General features: G+C 68.9%; 27 protein-coding genes and 2 pseudogenes. 13 read left to right on the top strand and 16 right to left on the bottom strand.

What is annotated here, in order from left to right; genetic code table 11:
* Position 1 precedes the first annotated feature (1 nt).
* Genes lgt (ACFQ0E_RS11110) through ubiH form a run of 3 tightly spaced genes read right to left on the bottom strand, consistent with a single transcriptional unit; the run spans position 2 to position 3307 of the window.
* Complete coding sequence (gene lgt, locus ACFQ0E_RS11110; RefSeq protein WP_386823697.1) at positions 2 to 787, bottom strand: prolipoprotein diacylglyceryl transferase; 786 nt, start codon at positions 785 to 787, stop codon at positions 2 to 4.
* A gap of 31 nt (positions 788 to 818) precedes the next feature.
* The gene (locus ACFQ0E_RS11105) at positions 819 to 2054 is read right to left on the bottom strand and encodes an FAD-dependent oxidoreductase (RefSeq protein ID WP_386823696.1); all 1236 of its coding nucleotides are present in this window, start codon (positions 2052 to 2054) and stop codon (positions 819 to 821) included.
* The gene (ubiH, locus tag ACFQ0E_RS11100) at positions 2051 to 3307 is read right to left on the bottom strand and encodes a 2-octaprenyl-6-methoxyphenyl hydroxylase (RefSeq protein ID WP_386823695.1); all 1257 of its coding nucleotides are present in this window, start codon (positions 3305 to 3307) and stop codon (positions 2051 to 2053) included. The genes ACFQ0E_RS11105 and ubiH overlap by 4 nt, the downstream gene beginning before the upstream one ends.
* A gap of 68 nt (positions 3308 to 3375) precedes the next feature.
* Here ubiH and ACFQ0E_RS11095 point away from each other — a divergent pair, with 68 nt between their 5' ends.
* From ACFQ0E_RS11095 to ACFQ0E_RS11045, 11 genes and pseudogenes are all read left to right on the top strand, one after another.
* The gene (locus ACFQ0E_RS11095) at positions 3376 to 3966 is read left to right on the top strand and encodes a DUF6580 family putative transport protein (RefSeq protein WP_386823694.1); all 591 of its coding nucleotides are present in this window, start codon (positions 3376 to 3378) and stop codon (positions 3964 to 3966) included.
* 77 nt (positions 3967 to 4043) lie between these two features.
* Positions 4044 to 4604, top strand: a complete 561-nt coding sequence (locus ACFQ0E_RS11090) for a cob(I)yrinic acid a,c-diamide adenosyltransferase (RefSeq protein ID WP_386823693.1) — start codon at positions 4044 to 4046, stop codon at positions 4602 to 4604.
* Positions 4601 to 5521, top strand: coding sequence for a histone deacetylase family protein (locus tag ACFQ0E_RS11085; RefSeq protein WP_386823692.1), 921 nt, complete (start codon positions 4601 to 4603; stop codon positions 5519 to 5521). Before ACFQ0E_RS11090 ends, ACFQ0E_RS11085 begins: the two co-directional genes overlap by 4 nt.
* An 82-nt stretch (positions 5522 to 5603) precedes the next feature.
* Entirely contained in the window at positions 5604 to 8048 is a 2445-nt protein-coding gene (gene lptD, locus ACFQ0E_RS11080; protein ID WP_386823691.1) for an LPS assembly protein LptD, read from the top strand.
* Positions 8045 to 9352, top strand: coding sequence for a peptidylprolyl isomerase (locus ACFQ0E_RS11075; RefSeq protein ID WP_386823690.1), 1308 nt, complete (start codon positions 8045 to 8047; stop codon positions 9350 to 9352). Before lptD ends, ACFQ0E_RS11075 begins: the two co-directional genes overlap by 4 nt.
* A gap of 22 nt (positions 9353 to 9374) precedes the next feature.
* Positions 9375 to 10364 carry a 4-hydroxythreonine-4-phosphate dehydrogenase PdxA gene (pdxA, locus tag ACFQ0E_RS11070; protein WP_386823689.1) on the top strand — a complete coding sequence of 330 codons (990 nt, stop codon included), beginning with the start codon at positions 9375 to 9377 and terminating at the stop codon, positions 10362 to 10364.
* Entirely contained in the window at positions 10361 to 10726 is a 366-nt protein-coding gene (locus tag ACFQ0E_RS11065) for a tRNA-binding protein (RefSeq protein WP_449284338.1), read from the top strand. Before pdxA ends, ACFQ0E_RS11065 begins: the two co-directional genes overlap by 4 nt.
* A gap of 29 nt (positions 10727 to 10755) precedes the next feature.
* A complete protein-coding gene (gene rsmA, locus ACFQ0E_RS11060; RefSeq protein ID WP_386823688.1) occupies positions 10756 to 11547 on the top strand; it encodes a 16S rRNA (adenine(1518)-N(6)/adenine(1519)-N(6))-dimethyltransferase RsmA in 792 nt (263 codons plus the stop codon).
* Positions 11548 to 11589: 42 nt separating this feature from the next.
* Complete coding sequence (apaG, locus tag ACFQ0E_RS11055) at positions 11590 to 11985, top strand: Co2+/Mg2+ efflux protein ApaG (protein WP_386823687.1); 396 nt, start codon at positions 11590 to 11592, stop codon at positions 11983 to 11985.
* Positions 11985 to 12812, top strand: a pseudogene (locus ACFQ0E_RS11050) (symmetrical bis(5'-nucleosyl)-tetraphosphatase); the annotation flags it as partial. The gene apaG and the pseudogene ACFQ0E_RS11050, both read left to right, overlap by 1 nt.
* Positions 12813 to 12826: 14 nt before the next feature.
* A complete protein-coding gene (locus ACFQ0E_RS11045; RefSeq protein ID WP_386823686.1) occupies positions 12827 to 13516 on the top strand; it encodes a DUF1287 domain-containing protein in 690 nt (229 codons plus the stop codon).
* A gap of 12 nt (positions 13517 to 13528) precedes the next feature.
* On the opposite strand, the gene ACFQ0E_RS11040 is transcribed toward ACFQ0E_RS11045, so the two are convergent.
* From ACFQ0E_RS11040 to ACFQ0E_RS11015, 6 genes are all read right to left on the bottom strand, one after another.
* A complete protein-coding gene (locus tag ACFQ0E_RS11040; protein ID WP_386823685.1) occupies positions 13529 to 13783 on the bottom strand; it encodes a hypothetical protein in 255 nt (84 codons plus the stop codon).
* A gap of 238 nt (positions 13784 to 14021) precedes the next feature.
* Complete coding sequence (locus ACFQ0E_RS11035; RefSeq protein ID WP_386823684.1) at positions 14022 to 14525, bottom strand: dihydrofolate reductase; 504 nt, start codon at positions 14523 to 14525, stop codon at positions 14022 to 14024.
* Entirely contained in the window at positions 14522 to 15316 is a 795-nt protein-coding gene (locus ACFQ0E_RS11030; protein ID WP_386823683.1) for a thymidylate synthase, read from the bottom strand. Before ACFQ0E_RS11030 ends, ACFQ0E_RS11035 begins: the two co-directional genes overlap by 4 nt.
* Positions 15317 to 15340: 24 nt before the next feature.
* A complete protein-coding gene (gene lgt, locus ACFQ0E_RS11025) occupies positions 15341 to 16216 on the bottom strand; it encodes a prolipoprotein diacylglyceryl transferase (protein ID WP_386823682.1) in 876 nt (291 codons plus the stop codon).
* Between the two features lie 73 nt (positions 16217 to 16289).
* Positions 16290 to 17024, bottom strand: coding sequence for a TerC family protein (locus ACFQ0E_RS11020; RefSeq protein WP_386823681.1), 735 nt, complete (start codon positions 17022 to 17024; stop codon positions 16290 to 16292).
* A gap of 54 nt (positions 17025 to 17078) precedes the next feature.
* Positions 17079 to 17459, bottom strand: a complete 381-nt coding sequence (locus tag ACFQ0E_RS11015; protein WP_386823680.1) for a diacylglycerol kinase — start codon at positions 17457 to 17459, stop codon at positions 17079 to 17081.
* Positions 17460 to 17739: 280 nt separating this feature from the next.
* On the opposite strand from ACFQ0E_RS11015, the gene ACFQ0E_RS11010 reads away from it, so the two are divergent.
* Complete coding sequence (locus tag ACFQ0E_RS11010) at positions 17740 to 18675, top strand: hypothetical protein (RefSeq protein WP_386823679.1); 936 nt, start codon at positions 17740 to 17742, stop codon at positions 18673 to 18675.
* Positions 18672 to 19031: a hypothetical protein gene (locus ACFQ0E_RS11005; protein WP_386823678.1), complete on the top strand. Its 360-nt coding sequence runs from the start codon at positions 18672 to 18674 to the stop codon at positions 19029 to 19031. Before ACFQ0E_RS11010 ends, ACFQ0E_RS11005 begins: the two co-directional genes overlap by 4 nt.
* A gap of 67 nt (positions 19032 to 19098) precedes the next feature.
* On the opposite strand, the gene ACFQ0E_RS11000 is transcribed toward ACFQ0E_RS11005, so the two are convergent.
* The 7 genes and pseudogenes from ACFQ0E_RS11000 to glnD form a co-directional block, all read right to left on the bottom strand.
* Positions 19099 to 19482 (bottom strand): VOC family protein, encoded by a 384-nt coding sequence (locus ACFQ0E_RS11000; protein WP_386823677.1) that lies wholly within the window; start codon positions 19480 to 19482, stop codon positions 19099 to 19101.
* A 68-nt stretch (positions 19483 to 19550) separates the two neighbouring features.
* The gene (locus ACFQ0E_RS10995; RefSeq protein WP_386823676.1) at positions 19551 to 20183 is read right to left on the bottom strand and encodes an RNA polymerase sigma factor; all 633 of its coding nucleotides are present in this window, start codon (positions 20181 to 20183) and stop codon (positions 19551 to 19553) included.
* Positions 20184 to 20210: 27 nt separating this feature from the next.
* Positions 20211 to 21164 (bottom strand): isoaspartyl peptidase/L-asparaginase family protein, encoded by a 954-nt coding sequence (locus ACFQ0E_RS10990; RefSeq protein WP_386824117.1) that lies wholly within the window; start codon positions 21162 to 21164, stop codon positions 20211 to 20213.
* A 250-nt stretch (positions 21165 to 21414) separates the two neighbouring features.
* Entirely contained in the window at positions 21415 to 22563 is a 1149-nt protein-coding gene (gene dapE, locus ACFQ0E_RS10985) for a succinyl-diaminopimelate desuccinylase (protein ID WP_386823675.1), read from the bottom strand.
* Positions 22560 to 22919, bottom strand: coding sequence for a Spx/MgsR family RNA polymerase-binding regulatory protein (locus tag ACFQ0E_RS10980; RefSeq protein ID WP_386823674.1), 360 nt, complete (start codon positions 22917 to 22919; stop codon positions 22560 to 22562). The genes dapE and ACFQ0E_RS10980 overlap by 4 nt, the downstream gene beginning before the upstream one ends.
* Before the next feature lie 102 nt (positions 22920 to 23021).
* A pseudogene (gene dapD, locus ACFQ0E_RS10975) lies at positions 23022 to 23846 on the bottom strand (2,3,4,5-tetrahydropyridine-2,6-dicarboxylate N-succinyltransferase); the annotation flags it as partial.
* 51 nt (positions 23847 to 23897) lie between these two features.
* Positions 23898 to 26546 carry a [protein-PII] uridylyltransferase gene (gene glnD, locus ACFQ0E_RS10970; protein ID WP_386823673.1) on the bottom strand — a complete coding sequence of 883 codons (2649 nt, stop codon included), beginning with the start codon at positions 26544 to 26546 and terminating at the stop codon, positions 23898 to 23900.
* Between the last annotated feature and the right edge of the window lies 1 nt (position 26547).

The following is a 26547-nucleotide window of genomic DNA, read 5'->3' as shown; positions in this document are numbered from 1 at the left end:
GTCAGGCCTGCCCGGATGCAGGCCGACGCGCGCGGACGAGCAGCACGATGCCGAAGAGCACGAACGGCAGGCTCAGCCATTGCCCGACCGAGATCAGCTGGCCCGCTTCGTAGGCCGCCTGCGGGGTCTTCACGAATTCCACGAGGATGCGCACGCCGAAGATCAGGACCAGCATCCAGCCGAGGAGCAGGCCGCGCGGGGTGTCGGCGCCGGTGCGCGCGTAGATCGCGCGCAGCACGAGGAAGGTCAGCAGATAGCCGAAGGCTTCGTACAGCTGCGCCGGATGACGCGGCAGTGCATCGATCGCTTCGAAGACCACGCCCCATTGCCCACCCGTCGGATTGCCGACGATCTCGGAATTCAGGAAGTTCGCCGTGCGGATGAACACCGCAACCAGCGCCGAAGGAATGGCCATGCGATCCAGCAGCCAGGCGAACGGCAGCTGCAGCTTCCGGCAGGCCAGCCACATGCCGACGACCACGCCGATGACGCCACCATGGCTGGCCAGCCCGCCTTCCCAGATGCGCAGGATCGCCAGCGGATTCGCCAGATAGTACGCGGGCTCGTAGAACAGGCAGTGCACGATGCGCGCACCGAGCACCGCGCCGATCAGCGCGTACATCAGCAGCGCATCGGCGTGCTGTTCGGGCACGCCTTCGCGACGGAACATGCGAGCGAGGATGCGCTGGCCGACGAAGAAACCGCCGACGAACAGCAGCCCGTACCAGCGCAGGGAGACTTGCCCGATCTGCAGCGCGATCGGATCGAAATTCCAGTGGATCAGCATGCGGAACGGGAATCCTGGAGGTGGATGCAGTTCATACACCGGCCGCGTGGCGCCACAGCGCGCGGTTGAGCGGCGCGATCTTCCCGGCCAGTCCCAACGCATGGCCGCGCAACAGGGTGGTGACCAGGTCGTCGTTGGAAAACACGCGGTTGATCGCGCCGAAGGCGTAGGCAGATGCGGTGGCGTCGCTGCGGCGGGCACGCGCCCAGCGGGCGAGGCGATGCGGCGCGGCCCAGTCGGCCTTGCGCGCCTGCGCCGAGACGACCATGTCGCGCAGTGCGGCCACGTCGCGCAGGCCGAGATTGACGCCCTGCCCGGCCAGCGGATGGACCACGTGCGCGGCGTCGCCCATCGCGAGCACGCGGCCCTGGACATAGGTCTGTGCGAGCTGCCGGCGCAGCGGGAACGCGACGCGTGGCGTGAGCGGACGGCAGGCGCCGAGCCGCGAGGCGAACGCGCGGGTCAGCTCCTCGGCGAAGGCGACATCGTCGAGCGCGACCACGCGCGTGGCTTCGTCCTCGGGCAGCGTCCACACGATCGAACTGACGTGCGGCGCATCCGGCCACGGCGCGCAGGGCAGGAAGGCCAGCGGCCCGGTCGGCAGAAAGCGCTGCCAGGCGGTGTCTTCGTGCGGGTGCTCGGTGGCGATGTAGGCCACCACGCCCTGCTGACCGTAGCCGGCGGTGCGGGTGGTGATGCCGGCGAGATCGCGCAGCGCGGAACGGCCGCCATCCGCAGCGATCGCGATCCGCGCCTCGATGCGCAGGCCGTCGTCGAGTTCGAGGGTCGCCACGCCTTCAGGGTCTGCATCGCTGTCCTGGGTCAACGCGACCACCGACGCCGGACAGCGCAACACCACGTCCGACGCGCGCAGCGCGGCCCAGAGTCGGTCCTGCAGCAGCGCGTTCTCGACGATCCAGCCCAGCTGGCGCACCGCGACTTCGTCGGCATCGAAGCACAGTTCGTCGCCGCCGGCCGCGTCCCAGACGCGCATGCGTCGGTAGGGCTGCGCGCGTCCGGCATCAACGCTGTCCCACACGCCCAGCGCGGCGAACAGCGCAGCGTTGTCGGGGGCGAAGGCGTAGACGCGCAGGTCGTGGTCGTCGCGGGTCCAGGGCGTGGGTTCGGTGCGCTCGATCAGCGTGACCTGCAGGCCCTGCCGCGACAGCGACAGCGCGCAGGCCGCGCCGACCACGCCACCGCCGACGACGGCGACATCGACACGGCGACCGGAGGTCAGACGGCCAGGGCCGGAACGGCGATTCATGCGGCTTCTCCACGACACAGGCGCGGCACGTCGCCGCGATAGCCCATCGCACCGCCGACCACGCGCGCGCGCAGCGCGGCGTCGTGATCGAGGGCGAACAATCCGAGGCCGCGCATCGCTGCGGCCAGCGTCGACGGATTCGCGGTCGTCCGCGCCAGACCATCGGAGAATGCAGCCGTGCGCGCGCGATCCTCGCGCCGGCGCTCGGCCCAGTCGGCCAGCACCGCCGCGCTGCCGATGTCATCGCCGCGCGCTTGCGCGGCTTCGATGCACTCGACCAGGGTCAGCGCATCGCGCAGGCCGAGATTGAAGCCCTGCGCGCCGATCGGGTGCAGGGTCTGCGCGGCATTGCCGACCAGCACCGCGCGCGGCGCCACGGTGCGCTCGGCAAGGACGCGCACCATCGGGTAGGTGCTGCGCGGGCCCACATGGAGGAAACGCCCGGCACGCCAGCCGAAGGCCCGCTGCAGCCGCGCGAGATAGGCGGCATCGTCGAGCGCGGCGACGGCATCGGCATCGTCCCGGGCCACGCCGTGGATCACGCCGTAATGCCCGTCGCCGCGCGGCAGCACGGCCGTGGGGCCATGGTCGGTCAGACGCTCCCAGGCGGTGCCGTCGGGCGCGCGTTCGCCGCGCACGCGGGCGACGAACAGTGTCTGGTCGTAATCATGGCGCTGCGTCGCGATGCCCAGCGCATCGCGCACCGCGCTGGCGGTGCCGTCGGCCGCGACGACGAGACAGGCGGCGATGCGCAATTCGCCGGCCTCGGTCGCGACGCGCGCGACGCGACGGTCGTCCTGCGCCCCATCGATGCTGAAGCCCAGGAACCGGGCCGGTCGGTAGCGGCGCAGGCGGGGCAGCGCGGCGAGCGTCGCCTCCAGCGCGTCACCGAAGTCGCGAGCGACCACTACCTGGCCAAAGCTGTCGCGCCCGTGCTCGGCGGCCTGCAGCAGGACGCGGCCGAAGTCGCCGCTGCGACTGATGTGGATACGGCGGATCGCCCCGGTCGGCGTGCGCAGTCGCGGCAGCACGCCGAGGGTGCGCAGAGCGTTGACGCTGGCCTCGGCGAGGCTGAGGTTGCGCTGGTCGAACACCGCCGGCAGCGCACCGGCCGGCGCGGCTTCGACCATCGCGACATCCAGGCCGGTGCGATCCAGCGCGATCGCGAGACTGGCGCCGACCAGGCCGCCACCGACGATCAGGACATCATGCGACGTCGCAGGCGAGGCCTCGGACGGAGCGCCCGGGGACACGGGCAGAGGGTCGGGGGAAGACATTGCGCTATGCTAACGCCTCTGTGTTCCGAACAGCCGACACCCTCATGAATCGTCCCGACGCACTCCCCTCTTCCGGCAACCGCCTGCTGGCGCCCGGTCCGCTGATGCTCGCCGGCCTGATCCTGGTCGCGGCGCTCAGCCGCCTGCTGCCCCACCCGCCGAATTTCTCGCCGGTCGAAGCGATGGCCCTCTTCGGCGGCGCCTATTTCGCCAACCGCTCCTGGGCCGTGGCGGTGCCGCTGGTGGCGATGCTGGTCTCCGACCTCGCGCTGGCAGCGATCATGGGCGGAGACTATCTCGGCTACATGGCCGGCCTCAGCTTCTGGGCGGTCTACCTCTGCATCGCGCTGTCGACCGTCATGGGCTTCGGCCTGCGCGGCAAGGTCGGCGCCGGCCGCGTGCTGGGCTACTCGCTCGCCGGCTCCGTGCTGTTCTTCCTGGTGACCAACTTCACCACCTGGCTCGGCTCGACGATGTACCCGCAGACCGGCGCGGGCCTGGTCGCCGCGTACGTCGCCGGCATCCCGTTCTTCAAGTGGACCGTGCTCGGCACCCTGTTCTACTCGGCCCTGCTGTTCGGCGGCTTCGACCTGCTGCGCGAACGCCTGCCGTCGCTCAACGCGCAGACGGTCTGAACACGGCACACCGCCTGTCGTCATCCCCGCAACAGCGGGGATGACATTCGCACCGGACCGCGTATCGGAACCACACCATGGGCAACCGCCTCTCCAAGATCTACACCAAGACCGGCGACGACGGCACGACCGGGCTCGGCGATGGCAGCCGGGTGGCGAAGGACTCGGCGCGCGTCTCGGCCTACGGCACCGTCGACGAGGCCAACTCGGCGATCGGCGTGCTGCTCGCCACCGACCTGCCGGACGACGTCCGCACCCTGCTGACCACGATCCAGCACCAGTTGTTCGACCTCGGCGGCGAGCTGTGCATCCCCGGCCATGCCGCGATCGAGGACGCCGACATCGAGCGCCTCGAACAGCAGCTCGACCACTACAACGATCCCCTGCCGCCGCTGAAGGATTTCATCCTGCCCGGCGGCGGCGAGGCGGCGGCGCGCTGCCACCTCGCGCGCACCATCGTGCGCCGCGCCGAGCGCGAGTCGGTGACCCTGTCGCATCACGACGCGGTCCGCCCGCAGGCGATCCGCTACCTCAACCGCCTCTCCGACCTGCTGTTCGTGCTCGCCCGCGTGCTCGCCAGGCACAGCGGCCACGGTGAGGTCCTCTGGCAACACGAGCGCCGCAAGCCGCAGCCATGAGCCTGCCCGTCTTCAGCCACGCCGCCTGCCTCGCCCACGACACCGGTCCGGGCCACGCGGAATGCGCGGCCCGGCTGCAGGCGGTGACCGAACTGCTCCGCGCACGCCATCCCGACCTGGAATGGATCGAAGCGCCGCGCGCGACACGCGGGCAGCTGCTGCGGGTACATACCGACACCCTGCTGCACGCGGTCCTCGAAACCCGGCCTTCGCACCGGATCTGGCTCGATCCCGACACCGTACTGTCGCCAGCCTCCGCTGAAGCCGGATTGCGCGCCGCCGGCGCGGTCGCCGCCGCCGTCGACATGGTGCTCAGCGGCGAAGTGAAGCGCGCCTTCTGCGCGGTCCGTCCGCCCGGCCACCACGCCACAACCAGCGCGGCCATGGGCTTCTGCCTGTTCAACTCGATCGCGGTCGGCGCCGCACATGCGCTCGAGAAATACGGCCTGTCGCGGATCGCCATCGCCGATTTCGACGTCCACCACGGCAACGGCACCCAGGCGATCTTCGACAACGAGCCGCGCGTGGTCTTCGCCAGCTCGCACCAGCTGCCGCTGTATCCCGACAGCGGCCACGCCAGCGACCGCGGCGTGCAGAACATCTTCAATGCCCCGCTGCCGCCCGGCGCCGGCAGCGCGCAGTTCCGAGCGGCCTGGCGCGAGCGCCTGCTGCCCCAGCTCGACGCCTTCCGCCCGCAGCTGGTAATGATCTCCGCCGGCTTCGACGCACACCGGCTCGACCCGCTGGCGCAGCTGGAGCTGGAGGCCGAGGACTTCGCCTGGATCACCCGCGAACTGGTCGCCCTCGCCGAACGCCACGCCGACGGCCGCGTGGTCTCCAGCCTGGAGGGCGGTTACGACCTGCAGGGCCTCAGCGAATCCTGCGCCGCCCATGTCGGCGCGCTGTCCGCCGCCTGACCTGCCGCGCCTCCTGCGCGTTGCCCCCCCGGGGCGGATGCGTCAAGCTAACTAGGATTTGCCTACTTCTATGGTTGACCGCGTGCGAAAGAACCTCCGCCTGCTGCCGCTGCCCTTCTTCATCGCCCTGTCGCTGTCAGCGCACGCGGCCGACCAGCCGCCCGAGAACTGGGCGCTGTGCCCGATCGAGGAAGTGGTGCCCGCCTTCGCCGACAAGCTCCCGCCGCCGCAGACCGACGCGGCTGCGCAGCCTGGCGAAACCGAGGTCACCGGCGACAAGCTCCAGGGCACCGAAGGCCAGGTCCTGAACCTCGACGGCAACGTCAGCCTGCGTCGCGGCGACCAGATGCTGCTGGCCGACAACCTCGCCTACGACCAGGAAAAGGAAACCTACGTCGCCGAAGGCACCGTGCGTTACCAGGACCGAGGCATGCGCCTGAGCGCGGCCCGCGCCAAGGGCGACCAGGGCAAGGACACGCACGAGCTGGAAGACATCAAGTACCAGCTCAGCCGCCGGCGCGGCAACGGCGGCGCCGACCGCATCGTGATGAACGGCGACGTCGGCTCCCTGTTCGGCTCGACCTACTCCACCTGCCCGCCCGGCGCGCGCGCCTGGGAACTGCACGCGAAGCAGATCGACGTGGACACCGAGGAAGGCATGGGCACGGCGCGCCACGCGACGCTGCGCATCGGCCGGATCCCGGTGCTCTACCTGCCCTGGTTCCGCTTCCCGGTCGACGACCGCCGCCGCACCGGCCTGCTCTACCCGGCGATCTCGCAGTCCGGCCGCAACGGCTTCGACTGGCGCCAGCCGATCTACCTGAACCTGGCGCCGAACATGGACGCCACCCTCACGCCGCGCTGGATGAGCAAGCGCGGCCTGCAGCTTGGCGGCGAGTTCCGCTACCTCACCGAGACCGGCCGGGGCGTGCTGGACGGCGCTTTCCTGCCCTCCGACCAGCTGGCCGAGCGCGAACGCGCCGAGGAGATCGCCGAAGGCGTTCCCGAATCCAACCGGCGCCGCGACGACCGCGGCTACCTGCGCTTCGTCGGCAGCCAGAACCTCGGCCCGCAGTGGCAGGCCCGCGCGAACCTGGGCTGGGTCAGCGATCCGCGCTACCTCGACGACGCCAGCAACAACCTCAACGGTGCCGCGTATTCGTTCGTGACCAGCGACATCGGCATCTACGGCCGAGGCCGCCACTGGGAAGCTTCGTTCATGGCCGACCACTGGCAGCTGGCGGACTACACCCTGCGCGACACCAACCTGCCCTTCAATCGCCTCCCGCGCGCGCACATGCGCTGGGACCAGCCGTTCACGCGCTGGCTCAATGCGGGCTTCGACGCGGAAGCGATCCGTTTCGACCACGAGGTCTTCAGCGGCGGCACGCGCGTGGATCTCCGCCCGTTCGTGCAACTGCCGCTGGAAGGCGACAGCTGGTTCCTGCGCCCCACCCTGGCCTGGCGTTACACCAGCTTCCAGCTGTCCGGCGACGCGCTCGACCGCGCCCTGACCCACGCGCTCCGCAACGGTCTGGACAGCAGCAACCCGGCGGTGATGGCTCCGCTGATCCAGCAGTACCGCAACGATCGCATCACCCGCAGCCTGCCGATCGGCACCATCGATGCCGGCGTCTACTTCGACCGCGAGACCCGGATCGGCGGCACCAACTACCTGCATACGCTGGAGCCGCGGCTGTTTTACTTCAACGCACCCTACCGCGACCAGTCCGGCATCCCGGTCTTCGACACGCGGCCGCTGACCTTCGGCTGGGGCCAGCTGTTCCGCGACAACCGCTATTCCGGCGCCGACCGCCAGTCCGACGGCAACCAGCTGACCCTGGCGCTCTCCACCCGCCTGATCCGCGAATCCGACGGCCGCGAGAAGCTGTCGGCCAGCCTGGGCCAGATCCGCTACTTCGAGGACTCGCGGGTCACCGTGCCGGGCGAGGCGCCGATCGAACAGGGCAAGTCGGCCTGGATCGCCGACGCCAACTACGCCGCGAACGACCGCTGGACCATCGGCGCCAGCTACCAGTGGGATCCCAAGGCCGGCCGTCGCGACCTCGCCAGCGTCCGCACCCGCTACCTGATCGGCGACGCTGGCATCGTCAACCTGAGCTACCGCTATCGCCGCGACCTGCTGGAACAGGCCGACCTGTCGTTCCTGTACCCGATCAACCCCACCTGGAGCGTGGTCGGCCGCTACTACTACTCGCTGTACGACGACTCGCGCACCGCCGCCAACGAGCGCCAGCTCCTGGAAGGCATCCTCGGCGTGCAGTGGGAAAGCTGCTGCGTGGCCGTGCGCCTGGTCGGCCGCCGCTACCTGCGCAACCGCGGCGAGGACCTCGACAACGCCATTCAGCTGGAAATCGAACTCAAGGGGCTAGGCTCCGCTGGACCCGACACGGAAGGCCGTCTGCGCCGTGCTATCCTCGGCTATTACCGCGAGGACCTGTCCCTCGTTCCGCCGCCCCAGACGCGCGGTGGCGGCGATCTCCCCTCTCCAGACACTGTCCCATGATCCGATCGTTCCGCAGCCTCACCCTCGCCGTGCTCCTCGCCGGCAGCTTCTCCGCCTTCGCCCAACAGCCGCTGGACCGGATCGCCGCGGTGGTCGACGAGGACGTCATCCTGCAGAGCGAGCTGGACCGCGCGGTGGTCAACATCCGTGCCCAGTACGCCGGCCGCGAAGGCCAGCTGCCGCCGCCCAACGTGCTGCAGCGCCAGGTGCTGGAACGCCTGATCCTCATCAAGCTGCAGACCGCCCGCGCCGAGGGCACGGGCATGCGCATCTCCGACGAGGAAGTGAACGCCGCGATGGCCAACATCGCGCGCCAGAACAATCTCACCAACGACCAGCTGCGCCAGCAGCTCGCCCGCGACGGCCTGTCCCTGGCCGATTTCCGCAATTCGCTCCGCGAGGAAATCACCGTCCAGCGCCTGCGCCAGCGCTTCGCGCAGCAGGTCGACATCAGCGAGGCCGAGGTCGATGCCGCGATGGCCATGCAGGCCGGTGGCAACGCCCAGTACCGTCTCTCGCACATCCTGGTCGCCCTGCCCGAAGGCGCCACCGCCGAGCAGATCTCGACCGGCCAGAAGAAGATCGAAGGCATCAAGGCCCTGCTCGACAAGGGCGAGATGGAATTCAGCGCCGCTGCCGTGCGCTATTCCGACAGTCCCAACGCGCTCGAAGGCGGCGACCTGGGCTGGCGCGGCCTCGACCAGGTGCCGACGAGCTTCGGCAACACCATCCGCACCATGCAGCGTGGGCAGATCGTCGGCCCAATCCGCGGCCCGAGCGGTTTCCAGTTGATCAAGCTGGAAGACGTGCGCAACGAGGAAGCCGCCGGCGCGCAGATGGCCACCCAGTTCCAGGCCCGCCACATCCTGGTCCGCACGCCGGAAAACGGCGACGACGCGGCCGCGAAGGCGAAGATCGAGACCCTGCTGGCGCGCGTGCGCGGCGGTGCCGATTTCGCCGAACTGGCCGGCAAGGAGTCGGAAGACACCGCGAGCAAGGCGCGCGGCGGCGACCTCGGCTGGTTCGGCAAGGACGACTTCGGTCCGGAGTTCGGGGCGCAGGTTGCCGGCCTGACCGATGGCCAGGTCTCCCAGGCGTTCAAGACCCAGGCCGGCTGGCACATCGTCCAGCGCGTGGGCAGCCGAGAGGTCAATGCCACCGACCAGAACCGCCGCGCCAAGGCCCGCGAAGCCATCGGCCAGCGCAAGTTCGAAGCCGAGTGGGACACCTTCCTGCGCCAGATGCGCGGCGAAGCCTTCATCGACATCCGCATCGGTGCGGACGCCGCCGGCAACGCCGGCTGACCGTCCCGACCGAACGCCACCGATGCGCCAACGCCCCCGTCTCGCGCTGGTTCCGGGCGAGCCGGCCGGCATCGGTCCCGAACTCGTGGTCCGCGCCGCCCAGCGATCCTGGGGCGCGGACCTCGTCGTTTACGGGGATCGCGCCACCCTGCTGCACGCTGCCGAGGCCATCGGCCAACCGCTGCGCCTGATTTCACCGAACGATCCGTCCGCAGCCGGCCCCGGCGCCCTGGCGCATGTCGAGATCCCGCTGACGGTCCGCGCGGCGTTCGGCCAGCCGGAACCGCGCAACGCCCGCGCGACCATTGGTTCGCTGGAAACCGCCGCCGGTGCCTGCCTGCAGGGCCTGTGCGACGGCATCGTCACCGGGCCCGTGCACAAGGCTGCGATCAACGATGGCGGCATTCCCTACACCGGCACCACCGAGCTGCTGGCCGCACAGGCCGGCTGCGAGGTGGTGATGATGCTCGCCAACGACATCGTCCGGGTCGCGCTGGCGACCACCCACCTGCCGCTGCGCGAGGTCGCGGATGCGATCACCGCCGACAGCCTGGAACGCACCCTGCGCATCCTCCACGCCGCGCTGTACCACGATTTCGGCATCGAGGCCCCGCGCATCGCGGTGCTCGGTCTCAACCCGCATGCCGGCGAAGACGGCCACCTGGGGCGCGAGGAACTGGACATCGTGATCCCGTTGCTCGACGGGCTGCGCGGCGAAGGCTGGCAGCTGATCGGTCCGCTGCCGGCGGACACCGCCTTCCTGCCGTCGAAGCTGCGTGGCTTCGACGCGGTGCTGGCGATGTACCACGACCAGGGGCTTCCGGTGCTGAAGTACAGCGGCTTCGAGCACGCCGTGAACCTGACCCTGGGCCTGCCCTACCCGCGCGTGGCGGTCGACCACGGCACCGCGCTGGAACTGGCCGGTCGCGGCGTCGCCGACCCGTCCAGCCTGTTCGCGGCGATCGACACCTGCACCCGGCTTGCGCGCAACCGCCTGCACGCAGGCACATGAGCAGCGCAGCGAGGGACGCGAACATGGAGACGATCGGCTGGGACGATTTCATGAAGGTCGAGCTGCGCGTCGGCCGCGTCCTGCGCGCCGAGCCCTTCCCGGAGGCGCGCAAACCGGCCTATATCCTGCATGTGGACTTCGGCCCCGAGCTGGGCGTCCGCAAGTCCAGCGCGCAGATCACCGTGCATTACCGGCCCGAGGACCTTGTCGGCCGGCTGGTGGTGGCGGTGGTGAATTTCCCGAAGAAGCAGATCGGCCCGCTGATGTCGGAATGCCTGGTCACCGGCTTCCACGACGCGAACGGCGCCGTCGCGCTGTGCGTGCCCGATCGCGATGTGCCGCTCGGCACGCGCCTGCTCTGAACGCGCCCGCTCTGAACCATACTGCCCCCATGACCACACCCTTCAGCCAGCCCGCCAAGAAAGCCCTCGGTCAGCATTTCCTGCACGAGCGCGGCATCATCGACAAGATGCTGCTGGCGATCGACCCGAAGCCCGGCGACCGCTTCGTCGAAATCGGCCCGGGCCAGGGCGCGCTGACCTTCCCGCTGCTGGCTCGGCACGGCGCGCTGACCGCCATCGAGTACGACCGCGACCTGCTGGTCCCGCTCACCGAAGCGGCGAAGGCGCACGGCGAACTCACGCTCGTGCATTCCGACGTGATGGACGTCGACTTCACCGCGCTGGCGGCAGGCACACCGTTCCGTCTGGTCGGCAACCTGCCCTACAACCTGTCGTCGCCGATCCTGTTCCATGCACTGGACCATGCTGCGGTGATCCGCGACATGCACTTCATGCTGCAGAAGGAAGTGGTCGACCGCATGGCCGCCGCGCCCGGCAGCAAGGTGTACGGCCGCCTCAGCGTGATGCTGCAGGCCTACTGCGTGGTCACCTCGCTGTTCAAGGTGCCGCCGGGTGCGTTCAGGCCGCCGCCGAAGGTGGATTCCGCCGTCGTCCGGCTGGTGCCGCGCCCGCCGGAACAGGTCGGCATCGTCGATCCTCGGCACTTCGCCGATGTCGTGCGCGCCGCCTTCGGCCAGCGCCGCAAGACCCTGCGCAATGCGCTGTCGAACATCTGCGACGCCGAGCGGATCAGCGCCGCCGGCATCGACCCGCAGAGCCGCGCGGAGCAGCTGGCGGTGTCGGAATTCGTGCGTCTGGCGAACGAGACCGCCGGCAGCTGAGCCGCCCGAATCCGCGTCGCGGGCCCTGCTAAACTGTGGCCCATGCAGGACACTTCACCGGAACACCCGGACTACGCCATCGCGATCGACATCGCGACCCGCTATCTCGACGAGCAATCCAGGCCCGACGAGGAGCTGTACTACTTCGCCTACACGATCGGCATCCGCAACACCGGCGCGCGCGCGGCGCGCCTGATCAGCCGGCGCTGGCTGATCGTCGACGCGATCGGCTTCCCGCGCGAGGTCGTCGGCGAAGGCGTGGTCGGCGAACAGCCGCACCTGCGCCCCGGCGAACGCTTCGAGTACACCTCCAGCACCTTCTTCAAGACGCCCTACGGCACGATGGAAGGCGCCTACACGATGCGCGGCGACGACGGCACCGAGTTCGAGGCGCCGATCCCGCAGTTCGTGCTGTGCATTCCGCGGATGCTGCACTGATGGCTGTCTGGGCGATCGGCGACCTGCAGGGCTGTTACGGCCCCACCCAGCGGCTTCTGGAGAAGATCCGCTTCGACCCCGCGCAGGACCGGCTGTGGTTCTGCGGCGACCTCGTCAACCGCGGCGGGGAGTCGCTGGAAACCCTGCGTCTCGTGCACTCGCTGCGCGAGCACTGCGAGGTGGTGCTGGGCAACCACGACCTGTCGCTGCTGGCGATCTCCGAGCGCAGCCCCGACGACCAGCGCAAGGTCAACCCGGACCTGCAGCGCATCCTCTTCGCCGAGGACCGCGAGCCGCTGATCGAATGGCTGCGCCATCGCCCGCTGCTGCACAGCGATCGCGAACTGGGCTGGATGATGATCCACGCGGGCATGGCGCCGAAGTGGACCACCGCGCACGCCGAGAAACACGCGCGCGAAGTCGAGCACCGCCTGCGCAGCGACAGCCGCCGCAAGCTGCTGCGCAACATGTACGGCGATTACCCGCCGTGGTCGCCCGCACTGCGCGGCGTGGAGCGCGAGCGCGCGATCATCAACATCTTCACCCGCCTGCGCTACTGCTCGCCGCGCGGGCGCATCGCCTTCAACGAGAAGGGCGCGCCCGGCACGCAGGCACCAGGCCTGTACCCCTGGTACGAAGTGCCCGGTCGCAGCGAACGCGATCTGAAGATCGTCTGTGGCCACTGGTCGACCCTCGGCCTGTTCATCGGCCACGGCGTGCATGCGATCGACACCGGCGCGGTCTGGGGCGGCAAGCTCACCGCGCTGCAGCTGGATACCGACGAGCTGCGCATCGTCCAGGTGCAGGGCCGCGAGGTCGCCACGCCGGGGGAACAGGACTGATGCGCCGCGACGCGCGCCGCCGGATGTCCTGGCTGCCCGTGTCGCTGCGAGTGTCGCTGACCTGCACGCTGGCCGCATGCATGTTTGCCGCGTGTTCCGGCTCGGAAGCCGCGCCGACATCGCCGGGGGCGTCCGCGCGTGCGGCCATCACGACACGCGCACAGCCACGTACTCCAGTGCACCCGCGCGTCGCCGCCGCGCGACGACAGATCGGCGTGACCCTGCTGTACGACCCCGCCTACGTCGTCCTGCCCTACCCCGGCGGCGACGTGCCGGAGAGCCGGGGCGTGTGCACCGATGTGGTGATCCGCGCGCTGCGCGCGGAAGGCATCGACCTGCAGAAGACCGTGCATGAGGACATGCGCGCCCACTTCGACCTGTATCCGAAGAAGTGGGGCCTGCGCCGCCCCGACCGCAACATCGACCATCGCCGCGTGCCGAACCTGCAGACCTGGTTCGCGCGGCAGGGTTGGTCGCTGACGCCTTCGCAGTCGGCAGCTGCCTACAAACCCGGCGACCTGGTGACCTGGATGTTGCCCGGCAACCTGCCGCACATCGGCATCGTCGGCGACCGCACCAGCTCGCGCGACGTGCCGCTGATCATCCACAACATCGGCAGCGGCACACGCGAGGAAGACATCCTGTTCGCGTATCCGATCACGGGGCACTACAGGAATCGTGCGCGCTGATCCGCACGCCGATCAAGCCAACGACTTCACCATGTTCAGGTCAATCACGAACGGCATCCTTCCACTGCCATCCGCATCGGATGGGCAGAGGCGAGCATCCGACGCCCAGGTCATGAAAGCAGCGTCGAGCCTCTCGATGCCACTCGACGTATGCATCGACACCCGCGTGATCGTTCCGTCCGCCTTGTAATCCACTTGCAGGACGAGCTCGACCCGTCCGTCCCGCCCTTTCGCAATCTCCCTCACCACGACCTCAAGCGCTGCCATCGAGGGTCTGGTGCACATTGATGTGCGCAGATCGTGGTCTCGATTCCAGTCACGCGAAGTTGCTGAGGCAGGCGACGCGGGCACAGTCTCTTGTTGAGGCAAGCGATCATCCACAAGAACAAGGGCCAGCAAGATTGCGATTGGAATCATGGGCATCCTCGACGTTTCCATGAGCGTGATTGTCGAAGCGGAAAAATAGAGAGCTACAGGATCAACCCTCGACGGCCGTCACATAGAATCAGGCGAGACTGTCGTAATCCACGAAATCGAATGCGAACGCGTGCGTTTCATCGGCAGCATGGTGGTCACGGGCGGACTCGCGCCATGCCATCGCATCGAACTTGGGAAAAAACGCATCGCCATCCTCGATGGCGATGTCGACATGGGTCAGATGCATCCGCGTCGCCATCGGCAGCGCGAGCGCGTACACCTCGCCACCACCGATCACGCACAGCTCTTTGGCTCCATCCTCTGCCGCAAGGCGCAAGGCATCTCCGATCGAGGCGACCGCCTCCATCCCCTCGAACGGCACGCAGCCGCTGCGGGTGAGCACGAGGTTGCGGCGCTTCGGCAGCGCACGGCCCAGCGACTCGGCGGTCTTGCGCCCCATCAGCACCGGCTTGCCCAGGGTCAGCGCCTTGAAGCGCTTGAGGTCGTCGGGCAGGTGCCATGGCAACGCATTGCCGCGTCCGATGGCATGGTTGCGGTCGAGCGCGGCGATGAGGACGAGCGCAGGGCTCACACCGCCACCGGCGCCTTGATCGCCGGGTGCGGGTCGTAACCCTCGATGGCGATGTCGTCGTAGGCGAAGGCGAAAAGATCCTTCACGTCCGGGTTCAGGCGCAGCGTCGGCAGCGCGCGCGGTTCACGGGAGAGCTGCTCGCGCGCCTGGTCGAAATGATTGGAATACAGGTGCGCATCGCCGAGGGTGTGCACGAAGTCGCCGACGCCGAGGTCGCAGACCTGCGCGACCATGTGCGTGAGCAACGCGTAGCTGGCGATGTTGAACGGCACGCCGAGAAAGATGTCGCCACTGCGCTGGTAAAGCTGGCAGCTGAGTTTTCCGTCGGCGACGTAGAACTGGAACATGGTGTGGCAGGGCATCAGCGCCATCTGCGGCAGGTCCGCGACGTTCCATGCGCTGACGATGAGGCGGCGCGAATCGGGATTGCGTTTGATCTCGTCGACCACCCAGCGGATCTGGTCGATCTCGATGCCATCGGCACCGACCCAGCGGCGCCACTGCTTGCCGTAGACCGGGCCCAGCTCGCCGTCCGCGTCGGCCCATTCGTCCCAGATGCTGACCTTGTGGTCCTTGAGATAGGCGATGTTGGTCTCGCCCTTCAGGAACCACAGCAGCTCGTGCACGATCGAGCGCAGGTGCAGCTTCTTGGTGGTGACCAGCGGAAACCCGTCGCCCAGCGCGAAGCGCATCTGCCAGCCGAACACGCTGCGCGTGCCGGTGCCGGTGCGATCGGCCTTCTCGGTACCGTGTTCGAGGACGTGGCGCAGCAGGTCGAGGTACTGTTTCATTGACGGCGATTCATTCCGGAAGCATCAGCGATTGGCAGGCAGCGGCTGCAGCGTCGGCGCACGGCGCGACAGCCACAGCAGCACCGCGCCGAGCACGATCAGCGGCAGGCTGAGGACCTGGCCCATGGTCAGCCAGTCGAAGGCGAGATAGCCGATCTGCGGGTCCGGCAGACGGACGAATTCCACGAGGAAGCGGAAGCAGCCGTACAGCAGGGCGAACAGGCCGGCGACGGCATAGCGCGGTCGCGGCCTGCGCGAGAACCACCACAGTGCGCAGAACAGCACCACGCCTTCGAGCGTGAACTGGTACAGCTGCGACGGATGCCGCGCGAACTGGTCGAGCATGCCGGTGGCGTGCATCGCCTCCAGCTGCACGGACGACAGTCCCTGGATCCTGTCCTCCGCATGCGGAAAGATCACGCCCCAGCCGGCTTCGGTGTACTTGCCCCACAGCTCGCCGTTGATGAAATTGCCCAGCCGCCCGAAACCGAGCCCGGGCGGCACCAGCGGCGCGACGAAGTCGACGATGTCGAAGAAGTGCATGCGGTGCTTGCGCGCCCACCACAGCGAGGCCACGAGCACGCCGACCAGGCCGCCATGGAAGCTCATGCCGCCTTGCCAGATCTTCAGGATCAGCAGCGGCTCGGCGATGTAGGCCTTGAGGTCGTAGATCAGCACGTAGCCGATGCGCGCGCCGAAGATCACGCCGAGCATGCTGTAGAACAGCAGGTCGCTGTAGGCCTGTTCGCTGATGCCGGGCAAGCGACCGGCGCGCACGCGGCTGCGGCCGAGGAACCAGGCGGCGGTGAAGCCCAGCAGGTACATCACGCCGTACCAGTGGACCTTGAAACCATCCCCGAACGCGATCAGGACGGGGTCGATCTGATGCAGGAAAGTCATGGTCGAAGTCGCCTGGAGAGCCCATCGCATCGGGCGCGATCCCGTGCCCGATGCGTGGAATGCGGGATCGGACTCAGTCCGGCAGCAAGCGGTCCTGCGACCGCTTCTTGGTCCAGAGGTTCAGGCCTTCGACCACGGCCGAGAAGCCCATCGCGAAGTAGATGTAGGCCTTGGGCACATGGGCCTCGAAGCCCTCGGCGACCAGGAAGCCGCCGACCAGCACGATGAAGGCCAGCGCCAGCATCTTCACGGTCGGGTTGCGGTCGATGAACTTGCCCAGCGGCGTCGCGGCCAGCAGCATCACGCCCACCGCCAGCAGGATCGCCGCAACCATGACCGGCGTGCGGTTGGCCATGCCGACCGCCGCGATCACCGAGTCCAGCGAGAACACGATGTCGATCACCGCGATCTGCGCGATCACGCCCCAGAACACGGTCACCGGCTTGGTGTTGATGTCCTCTTCCTCGCCGCGACCGCTGACGATGCCGTGGATCTCCTTGGTGCCCTTCACCAGCAGGAAGGCGCCGCCGAGGATCAGCACCAGGTCGCGTACCGAGAAGCCGTGGCCGAGCACGCTGAACAGGTCGTAGGTCAGTCCGGCCAGCCAGGCGAGGGTCAGCAGCAGGCCGATGCGGGTGATGCAGGCGACCGCGATGCCGAACTTGCGCGCCTTCTCGCGCTGCACGTACGGCAGCTTGGAGACGGCGATGGAGATGAACACCAGGTTGTCGATGCCCAGCACGATCTCGATCGCGCTCAGGGTGATGAGGGTGATCCACGTCTGCGGATCGGAAATCAGTTCCAGCATTGCTTGTTGTCCCGGGAAACGTTGCGGGCGCAGGGGATGCGCCCGGGAAGAGGATCAGAGGTAGCGGTCCCAGAGGATGAGGCCCCAGACCAGCAGCACGTTCATCATGAGCACGAACACCGCGGCGGACCCCATGTCCTTGGCGCGGCCGGCCAGTTCGTGGAACTCGGGGCCGTAGCGTTCGATCACCGCCTCGATCGCCGAATTGAGCAGCTCGGCCGCCATGACCAGCAGGCAGCTGCCGATCATCAGGGCCCGTTCGACCGGGCCATCCACCAGCCAGAAGGCCAGCGGCGCCAGGACCACGAAGAGGTAGACCTCCAGGCGAAACGAGGACTCGTGCAGCCAGGCCGCGCGCAGCCCCTGCAGGGACCAGATCGTGGCCTTGAGGATACGCCCCGGCGTGCGCGGCAGGTGCCCGGTGTTGTCCGCCATGTCAGCGGACGCTCCCGGCCGGGAGGCGATGGCGGTGGCGCGGAACGTTGACCGGCATGGAGGGCTGGGCGGGCGGCGGAGGCAGGCGATTTTGCCACATCCCCGGGAGCGGCCGGTGACCCGCGACGGTCCAGACGGCTTCAGGCCTGGCTTCCGCACTCGCTTGCCGTTCCCACCCACAGGCTTGCTACGATGACGACCGTCACGCAAGCCGGCCTTACCGGCGCGAAGGCCGCTCCAGGACGCGCCACGGATCGACAGGGGACCACCGATGCAGGACATGCCGTATCCACCGGCTGGCGCGACGCCGGCCCGCACAGCGCCTTCTCCCGCCCGCGGCCGGCGTTCATGGCCGCTGGTCCTCCTCCTGACCGTGCTGGCCGGCTGCACCGCCACGCCGGACCGCGAGGAGATTCCACAGTTCCGGCAGGGCGCGGCCACCGCGAACCAGCAGACGGCGCAGGCCTTCTCCGACATCAACGCCTTCCTGCGCCAGCAGCAGATCGAGCGCGCGATGGGTCTGCCGACACTTACCGAAGGCGAGTTCCTGACCGTGCTGGGCGACGAGGACGTGGCCAAGTGGAGCCGCGCCTTCGCCGTGATCGATGCCTACGCCGCCTCGCTGGAAAAACTGCTGGACCCGCAGCGGCGCGACGATGCGCAGCAGGAGTTGGTGAAGCTCGGCGAGACCATCGGCGCCCTGGACGGCCGGCAGCTGCCGGCCGGCGTGGCCGGGGGCTTCGCCACGCTCGGCGGCCTGCTGCTGCAGATCAAGGGGGAGCGGGACGCGATGCGCGCGATCCGCACCGCCAACCCCGGCATCCAGGCCACCTTCTCGACGATGATGGACGCCATCGGCGCTGACCAGAACAGCGGCGTGCGCAGCGTGGTGCGCAATACCTGGCAAACCATGCTGGCCCAGCAATCCGTGGATTTCCTGCGCGCGCCCGACAAGGACACCAAGCGCGCGGTGGTGCAGCAGTACGTCACGACCATGGACCAGCGCGACGCGCAGGACGCTTCGCTGGCGGCGCTGCGACGGTCGCTCGGGCTGCTGGCATCGGCGCATGCGGAACTCGCCGCCGGCCGCAATGACGGCGCACAGGGCCTGATCGATCTGGTGCAGCGCGAATACGCCACCTACCGCGATCAGGTCGACGCGATCCGCAAGCAACGCGAAGCTGCCGCCAGCGGCCAGCAGGGAGCCGCACCATGAACGCCGTCATCGCCAACCAGAGCACGATCAACAGCGAGACCAAGCAGCTGCACGACAACCTGATCGCGCAGCACCAGGCCTTGTCCGACCGCCTCTCGACGGTCACCTCCGCCGACGATGCCGACGCGATCGTGCGCGAGATGCAGGAGATCAACTTCCGGGTGATGATCAGCGGCGGCCTGCTGTTCAAGCAGACCACCGCGCAGATCGACGACAACCTCCAGAGCGTGATCGCGGCCGGCACCGACCTGAAGACCGCCATCGCGCAGGCCGACAAGGTGCGCGACATCATCAAGGCCACCAGCAAGTACCTGGGCCTGGTCGACAAGGTGCTGGACCGGATCAAGCTGCTCTAGCGCGTGTCATGCCGGATCGGCACGGCAGGCCGGACCGGCCTGCCGCGTCCATGGACACCGCGACCTGTCAGCCTGCTCGGCCGCGCGGCGCGCCCTGCGGCTGGTACAGGCTCAGCACGTTGCCGTCCGGATCCAGGAAGTCCAGGGTCAACCCGCCATCCGGCGCTTCGCTGACCGGGACCACGATCTCCACGCCCTTCCCCGCCAGGGCCTCGGCATAGTCGTCGATGCCGCCGTCGAGCGAAAACACGACCACCGGGCTGTCGCCGGCCTTCGCCGGGCGCTGGATGAACACCAGGCTCAGGTCGCCCAGTTCGGCGAGGGCGAACGGGCCGTCGTGGCCTTCCAGTTCGGCCACCGGCAGGCCGAGGGTGTCGCGGTAGAAGGCGACGGAACGGTCGAGGACACCGACGAAGAAAACGATGGCGCCGACTTTGGCGTTGACGAGCATGGGAGGACTCCTGTGATGGTCGAATGCGTGAACGCCGGGCGGGCGCGCTGCACGCCCGGTCGCCCCTGTCAGTTGCCGCCACCTGCCGATGTGTGAGCGCGCGTGCGCACGACCAGCAGATGGCCATCCGGATCGTGGCTGCCGAGGCCGTCGCGCCCGGCCAGCGCCGCCTTCAACGCACGTCGGACCAGGCCGAACTGCAGGTCGACGCTGCGCGCGGGATCGCGCACGTAGGCCAGGGCCAGGGCCTCGGCGCGCTGACCGGTCGACATCGTGCCGAGCGCCTTGCGGATGCGGGTCAGGCGCTGGCGGAACGCGGTGTCGGGGATGTCCAGGATCCAGCGAATTTCCTCGTGGCCCAGTCCGTGCAGGGCCAGCACCGCAAGCCGACGCGCGGCAGGCGGCAGGCGCGCGAGCAGGTCCGTCGCATCGGGCGCTGCGTCGGGGGATGGCACGACCTCGTCGGTCGGCGCCGCCACCGCCACCTCGCGACGTCGCCGGCGGATTGCGCTGCGCGCCTGCATGAGCGCGCGCTGGCGGATGACGCCCGACAGCCAAGGCAATGCCCCGGCATCGAGCGCGTCGCGCCGTTCTTCGAGCGCGATCAGCAGTGCGTCCTGGACCAGGTCCTCGGCTTCGGCGGCGTTACGGGCATGACGCCGCGCCACGCTGCGCAGGCGGCGGTACAGGTCGATGTCCACTGCGCACGCGCGCCTTGGCCGAAGCGATCAGGGATCGTCGCGGAACACGGCGGTGCCGCGGCTGCCATCGGGCTTGACCCAGCCGCGATACATGCCGCTGGTGTTGAACGGCAGAGCGATGTTGCCGGCGCTGTCGAGGGCGATCGCGCCACCGTCGCCGCCCAGCGTGGGCACGACGCCGTTGATCACCGCATCGGCGGCATCGACCAGGCGGTCGCCGCGATAGGCCACGCGTGCGCAGATGTCGTGCGCCACGGCCGCACGGATGAAGAACTCGCCCCAGCCGGTACCGGAAACGCCGCAGCGGTCGTCGGCCCAGGTGCCGGCGCCGATCACCGGCGAATCGCCGATGCGGCTCCAGCGCTTGTTGGTCATGCCGCCGGTGGAGGTGCCGGCGGCGATGCGGCCGTTGCGATCCAGCGCGACCGCGCCGACGGTGCCGAAATAGGTGCCGCGCAGATCCTGGCCGGCCTGGCGCTGCGCGCGGGCCTTGGCCTCTTCGAGCTGCTTGCGGCGGTGTTCGGTGTCGAACCAGGTGTTCGGCACGCGCTCGATGTCCTTCTGCGTATCGGCGAAGGCTTCCGCACCGGCGCCGGCCAGCATCACGTGCGGGCTCCGTTCCATGACCGCGCGCGCCAGCTTGATCGGGTTGCGCACCGTGGTGACGCCGGCCACCGCGCCGGCCCGGCGGGTGTGGCCTTCCATCACCGAGGCGTCGAGCTGGTGGCCGCCGTCGGCGTCGTAGACCGCGCCCTTGCCGGCGTTGAAGTGCGGCGATTCCTCCAGCACCAGGATCGCGGCTTCGACCGCATCGAGGGCGTCGCCACCGCGCGCGAGCACGGCATGGCCGGCGTCGAGCGCACGGTCGAGGTCGGCGCGGATCGCGCGCTCCTGCTCGGCGGACAACTGGTCGCGTTCGATGACGCCGGCCCCGCCGTGGATGACGAGCGCGGTACGACCGGTCATCGACTTCTCCGGCATCGGATTGTCGGGATAGGGACTGTTCTCGGGGCGGTGCTGGGCGTGGGCGGTCATCGTGGCGACGGCGAGGCAGAGGGCGAGCAGCGGGCGCATCGGGAACTCCGGGCGGCGGATGCCGAAGCATAGCCCCCTGTGTCCCGCCCTTGTAGAGCGGAACCTGCTCCGTTCCCGCTTTCCGCTGGCGGCCGAACCTGCCACAGGCGTCTGGAGAGGGAGGCGCAAACCAGCCCCCGCCACACGACCAGGGCGGTTACCCCACCTGCAGCATCTTCCCGATCAAGGTCCGATACAGATCCGGCAGTCGCTGCAGATCCGCCACCGAGACGTGCTCGTCGACCTTGTGGATGCTCGCATTCACCGGGCCGATCTCGATGCACTGCGCGCCGAGCGGTGCGATGAAGCGTGCGTCGGAGGTGCCACCGGCGGTGTTCTCTTCCGGCGGCGTGCCCGCGAACGCAGTGAGCACCTCGCGCGCAGCCGCGCGCAGCGGGCCTTCCGGGGTGTAGAACGGTTCGCCGCCGCGGTGCCAGCGGAGGTCGTATTCGAGACCGTGGCGATCGAGGATCGCCGCGCACTCGGCTTCGAGCTGTTCCGCGCGCCAGTTCGGGTTGAAGCGCAGGTTGAACATCGCCTGCAGTTCGCCCGGGATCACGTTGTTCGCGCCGGTGCCGGCGTGGATGTTGCTGATCTGCAGGCTCGTCGCCGGGAAATTCTCGTAGCCCTCGTCCCAGCGCCGCGCGGCCAGTTCGGCCAGCGCCGGCATCGCCTGGTGGATCGGGTTGCGCGCCTTGTCCGGATACGCCACGTGGCCCTGGATGCCCTTGACCGTGAGCGTCGCCGACAGCGTGCCCCGACGCCCGACGCGCAGCAGGTCGCCGAGCGTCGCCTTCGACGAAGGCTCGCCGGTGATGCACCAGTCGATGCGCTGCCCGCGCTCGCGGAACAGGTTCGCGACCTTCGGCACGCCATCGATCGCGTCGCCCTCTTCGTCCGAGGTCAGCAGCAGGCCGACGGTGCCCGGATGGTCGGGATGCTCGGCGACGAAGCGTTCCAGCGCGATCACGAACGCGGCCACGCTGCCCTTCATGTCCGCGGCACCGCGGCCGTAGAGATTGCCGTCGCGCACCGTCGGCACGAAGGGATCGCTGGTCCATTGCTCGATCGGCCCCGGCGGCACCACATCGGTGTGGCCCAGCAGGATGAGGACGGGACCGCCCGTGCCGTGCGTCGCCCAGAGGTTGTCGGTCTGGCCGAAGCGCAGGTGCTCGCAGCGGAAGCCCGCGCGCTCCAGTCGTTCGGCGATCAGTGCCTGGCAGCCGGCATCCTCGGTGGTGATCGAGCGACGCGCGATGAGGTCGCAGGTCAACTCGAAGACATTCGAATCCACTGTGCCGTTCACGATCCGACTCCGAAGCGCTTCTTGAACCCGTTGTCACTGAACCCCTGCGTGACCACGCCGTCGTCGGTGACCACCACGGGCCGGCGGATGAGCTGCGGGTATTCCTTGAGCAGCAGCTTCCACTCGGCATCCGAGCCAGGCGACTTGCGGGTGTCCGGCAACTGCCGCCAGGTGGTCGAGGACTTGTTGATCATCGCCTCCCAGCCGCCGAGCGCCTCTTTCCACGCGACGAGAGTCTCCGGCGACTGGCGGTTGTCGCGGTAGTCGACGAACTCATGCGCGATCTCGAAGCGCTTCAGCCAGTTGCGGGCTTTCCTGCAGGTGTCGCAGTTATTGAGGCCGTAGAGGGTAGTCATGGCGCAAAAATCCCTTGTGTAGAGCGGGTCGAAGACCCGCTGTCACGTCTCCGGAAATGCCGCAGCGGGTCTTCGACCCGCTCTACAACATCAACATCCAGGTCAATCCGCCAGACCGCGCAGCAAATCGTTGATCGAGGTCTTGCTGCGCGTCTTCTCGTCGACCTGCTTGACGATCACCGCGCAGTACAGCGAGTGCGAGCCGTCGGCGGCGGGCAACTGGCCGGAGACGACGACGCTGCCCGGCGGCACCGAGCCGTAGGAGATCTCGCCGGTGGCGCGGTTGTAGACGCGGGTGCTCTGGCCGAGGAAGACGCCCATGCCGATCACGCTGTGGTGGCCGACGACGAAGCCTTCGACGACTTCGGAGCGCGCACCGATGAAGCAGTGGTCCTCGATGATCGTCGGGCTGGCCTGCAGCGGTTCGAGCACGCCGCCGATGCCGGCGCCGCCGGAGAGATGGCAATGCTTGCCGATCTGCGCGCAGCTGCCGACCGTGGCCCAGGTGTCGACCATGGTGCCTTCGCCGACGTAGGCGCCGATGTTCACGAAGCTCGGCATCAGCACCACGTCTTTGCCGATGTGCGCGCCGCGACGCGCGATCGCGCCCGGCACCACGCGCGCGCCGAGCGCGCGGAAGTCGGCCTCGGTGAAGCCTTCGAAGCGCGCCGGGACCTTGTCCCAGAACGGCGCCGGCTGCGCATCGACCACCTGCATGTCCTGCGTGCGGAAGAACAGCAGCACGGCTTTCTTCAGCCACTCGTTGACGGTCCAGCCACCCTCGGCGTTCGGCGCGGCGACGCGCAGCGTGCCGGCTTCGAGGCCGGCGATGGCCTGGTCGACGGCCGGGCGGACGCGCTGGGCGATCTCGTCAGCGGTCAGCTCGGCGCGACGTTCCCAGGCGGTGTCGATGATGGACTGCAGTTCGGCGATGGCGATGTTCATTCGGTATGGGAGATTCGGGGGAAAGTGGAGGCTTCAGCCCTTCGGCGGGCCGTCGAGCGCGGTGCGCAGGGCATCGCGCAGGGTCGCGCATTGTGCGTCATCCAGTGCGGTGTCGCCGGCACTGGCGATGAGGAACAGATCTTCCGCGCGCTCGCCGAAGGTGGCGATGCGTGCGTCCTGCACGCGCACGCGCTGACAGCGCAGCACGTGGGCCACGTCGGCGAGCAGACCCGGGCGGTCGGTGCAGATCAGGCTCAGCTGCGTATGGCGCCCGTCGGAGGTGGTCTCCAGACCGATGCGCGGCGAGATGCGGAAATGCTTGAGATGACGCGGCTGCGTGCGTCGCGACGGCAGCAAACGGTCGAGATCTCCGGTGAGCGCGCGACGCAGGCCGGCTTCGATCTGCACGATCGATGGCGGGTTCGCGGCATCCACCGGCAGCACGTGGAAGGTGTCGAAGATCGTGCTGCCGTGTCCGTCGAGCGCCGGGCCGTCCAGCGCGCGCGCCTGCTGGATCGCCAGGCCGAGGCGGTCGAGCGTGATCACGATGGCCGCGAAAAGACCGTCGCGGTCCGGCGTGCAGACCAGCACCTCGCAGCCGCCGCCATGGCGACTGAGCAGGCGCGCGGAGATCACGGTCGCGGCGTCGCCGGCATCGCGCAGGGCGAGCGCCTGCCACGCGATCTGGTCGGGCCGGCTGCGCAGGAAGTTCTCGCGCGGCATGCGTGCGAACAGCGCATCGACGGTCGCGCTGTCCAGGCCTTCGGCGAACAGCAGGCCGTGTGCGACGCTGCGGTTCTCGACGATGCGCTCGTCGGCGGCGACCGGGTTCTCCAGGCCGCGACGCAGCGCGAAGCGGGTCGCCGTGTGCAGGTCGGCCAGCAGCCGGTCTTTCCAGGCGTTCCACAGCTTCGGCGATGTGCCGGCGATGTCGGCGCAGGTCAGCAGGTAGAGGTGGTCGAGGCGTTCGCGATCGGCCACCTCAGTGGCGAAACGGTGGATCACCTCGGGATCGGTGATGTCCTGCTTCTGCGCGGTCACCGACATCAGCAGGTGCTTGCGCACCAGCCATTCGATCAGCGCGGTGTCGGCCTCGGACACGCCGTGCGCAGCGCAGAATTCGCGCGCATCGACGGCACCCAGTTCGGAATGATCGCCGCCCCGCCCCTTGCCGATGTCGTGGAACAGGCCGGCCAGCAGCATCAGTTCCGGCTTGCGCAGCGACGGCCAGATCGTGTGCGCGATCGAGAAGCGATCGTCGGTCTGCCCGGAGGCGAACAGCGCGAGATTGCGCAGCACCGCCAGCGTGTGCTGGTCGACGGTGTAGACATGGAACAGATCGAACTGCATGCGTCCGGAAACCTGCGCGAACGCCGGAATCCAGCGGCCCAGCACGCCAAGCCGGGCCATGCGCTCCAGGGTCTTCACCGGCTGCGGCCCGCGCAGCAGTTGCATGAACTGCTCGCGCAGTTCGGGCGACGCATCGGGATAGGCAGGAATGGACGGCAGGGTCTCGGCCAGCGTCCACGCGGTCATCGAATGCAGGCCGCGACTCTGCGCATGCGCGGCCCAGGCCGCGAACAGTTCGAAGACCTGGGCAGTGCCGTCGAGCAGGCGCGCGCGATCGCGGGCCGCGAGATAGGCGCGCCGCAGTTCGAAATGGTCGTCGAGGACTTCGGTCTCGCCCTCGCCTTCCAGTTGTTCCTCGAAGCGCTGCAGCAGGCGGTCGTTGATGCGCAGCACCCGCCCGGCGCTGCGATAGAAGCCCTGCATCATCTGCTCGACGGCGAGGTTGTCGGCATCGTCGGTATGGCCCAGGCGCGCGGCTAGCAGCTTCTGGTAGTCGAAACGCAGGCGCTCCTCGCGGCGTCCGGCGACCAGATGCAGACCGAAGCGCAGCCGCGACAATGCCTTGCGCTCGCGCTCCAGCGTATCGAACTCGACCGCGCCGATCTGGCCGAACGCCAGCATCGATTCGAGGTTGCCGCTGCCCAGCATGCGCTGCGCCATCCAGCGCAGGGTCTGGATGTCGCGCAGCCCGCCCGGGCCGTCCTTGAGGTTGGGCTCGAGGTTGTCGGAGGTGTCGCCGTAGCGCGCGTGGCGCCACGCCTGCTCTTCGCGCTTGGCGTTGAAGTAGTCGCGGGCCGACCAGATCCGCTCGGGCGAGATCGCAGTACGCAGCGCGTCGGTCGCGCCCGCGTCGGCGACCAGGGCGCGCGACTCCATCAGCGCGGTCAGCACGGTCTGGTCGTCGGCGGCCTCGATGCACTGCTCGACCGAGCGCACCGCCTGGCTGGCCTGCAGCCCTGCGTCCCACAGCACGGCGAGGAAGCGCGACAGCGCATCGCCGTAACGGGCCTGGGCCGCGTCGTCGGCCAGCACCAGCAGGTCGATGTCGGACTGGGGAAAGAGTTCGCCGCGACCGTAACCGCCGACGGCATGCAGGCTGGCGCCGGCATCGGCGGGCAGACAGCGGGCCCAGGCCTGGCGGATCAGGTCATCGACCGCCGCCGCACGCATCGCGACCAGGCGATCGACGTCATCGCCGCGATCGAAGGCCGTCGCCAGCGCGGCGTCGGTGCGTGCCAGCGACGCGCGGGCACCAGCGGCCCAGGCGGCATCGCCATCGGGAGGCACGGACGCCGGACCGCCGTCCGCAAGCGTGGAGGCGGCGTCGACCATG

The sequence above is a fragment of the Lysobacter brunescens genome, from assembly GCF_042677005.1.
GTDB classification, from domain to species: Bacteria; Pseudomonadota; Gammaproteobacteria; order Xanthomonadales; family Xanthomonadaceae; genus Lysobacter_I; species Lysobacter_I brunescens.
Note: the sequence above shows the minus strand (reverse complement) of the source record. Positions and strands in the feature narration are given on the sequence as shown.

Excerpts from the sequence above, each read along its gene's own strand:
- lgt (WP_386823697.1), bottom strand. The coding sequence starts at position 787 with ATGCTGATCCACTGGAATTTCGATCCGATCGCGCTGCAGATCGGGCAA.
- ACFQ0E_RS11105 (WP_386823696.1), bottom strand. The coding sequence starts at position 2,054 with ATGAATCGCCGTTCCGGCCCTGGCCGTCTGACCTCCGGTCGCCGTGTC.
- ACFQ0E_RS11095 (WP_386823694.1), top strand. The coding sequence starts at position 3,376 with ATGAATCGTCCCGACGCACTCCCCTCTTCCGGCAACCGCCTGCTGGCG.
- ACFQ0E_RS11090 (WP_386823693.1), top strand. The coding sequence starts at position 4,044 with ATGGGCAACCGCCTCTCCAAGATCTACACCAAGACCGGCGACGACGGC.
- ACFQ0E_RS11085 (WP_386823692.1), top strand. The coding sequence starts at position 4,601 with ATGAGCCTGCCCGTCTTCAGCCACGCCGCCTGCCTCGCCCACGACACC.
- ACFQ0E_RS11075 (WP_386823690.1), top strand. The coding sequence starts at position 8,045 with ATGATCCGATCGTTCCGCAGCCTCACCCTCGCCGTGCTCCTCGCCGGC.
- pdxA (WP_386823689.1), top strand. The coding sequence starts at position 9,375 with ATGCGCCAACGCCCCCGTCTCGCGCTGGTTCCGGGCGAGCCGGCCGGC.
- ACFQ0E_RS11065 (WP_449284338.1), top strand. The coding sequence starts at position 10,361 with ATGAGCAGCGCAGCGAGGGACGCGAACATGGAGACGATCGGCTGGGAC.
- rsmA (WP_386823688.1), top strand. The coding sequence starts at position 10,756 with ATGACCACACCCTTCAGCCAGCCCGCCAAGAAAGCCCTCGGTCAGCAT.
- apaG (WP_386823687.1), top strand. The coding sequence starts at position 11,590 with ATGCAGGACACTTCACCGGAACACCCGGACTACGCCATCGCGATCGAC.
- ACFQ0E_RS11045 (WP_386823686.1), top strand. The coding sequence starts at position 12,827 with ATGCGCCGCGACGCGCGCCGCCGGATGTCCTGGCTGCCCGTGTCGCTG.
- ACFQ0E_RS11040 (WP_386823685.1), bottom strand. The coding sequence starts at position 13,783 with ATGGCAGCGCTTGAGGTCGTGGTGAGGGAGATTGCGAAAGGGCGGGAC.
- ACFQ0E_RS11030 (WP_386823683.1), bottom strand. The coding sequence starts at position 15,316 with ATGAAACAGTACCTCGACCTGCTGCGCCACGTCCTCGAACACGGTACC.
- lgt (WP_386823682.1), bottom strand. The coding sequence starts at position 16,216 with ATGACTTTCCTGCATCAGATCGACCCCGTCCTGATCGCGTTCGGGGAT.
- ACFQ0E_RS11020 (WP_386823681.1), bottom strand. The coding sequence starts at position 17,024 with ATGCTGGAACTGATTTCCGATCCGCAGACGTGGATCACCCTCATCACC.
- ACFQ0E_RS11015 (WP_386823680.1), bottom strand. The coding sequence starts at position 17,459 with ATGGCGGACAACACCGGGCACCTGCCGCGCACGCCGGGGCGTATCCTC.
- ACFQ0E_RS11010 (WP_386823679.1), top strand. The coding sequence starts at position 17,740 with ATGCCGTATCCACCGGCTGGCGCGACGCCGGCCCGCACAGCGCCTTCT.
- ACFQ0E_RS11005 (WP_386823678.1), top strand. The coding sequence starts at position 18,672 with ATGAACGCCGTCATCGCCAACCAGAGCACGATCAACAGCGAGACCAAG.
- ACFQ0E_RS11000 (WP_386823677.1), bottom strand. The coding sequence starts at position 19,482 with ATGCTCGTCAACGCCAAAGTCGGCGCCATCGTTTTCTTCGTCGGTGTC.
- ACFQ0E_RS10990 (WP_386824117.1), bottom strand. The coding sequence starts at position 21,164 with ATGCCGGAGAAGTCGATGACCGGTCGTACCGCGCTCGTCATCCACGGC.
- ACFQ0E_RS10980 (WP_386823674.1), bottom strand. The coding sequence starts at position 22,919 with ATGACTACCCTCTACGGCCTCAATAACTGCGACACCTGCAGGAAAGCC.
- glnD (WP_386823673.1), bottom strand. The coding sequence starts at position 26,546 with ATGGTCGACGCCGCCTCCACGCTTGCGGACGGCGGTCCGGCGTCCGTG.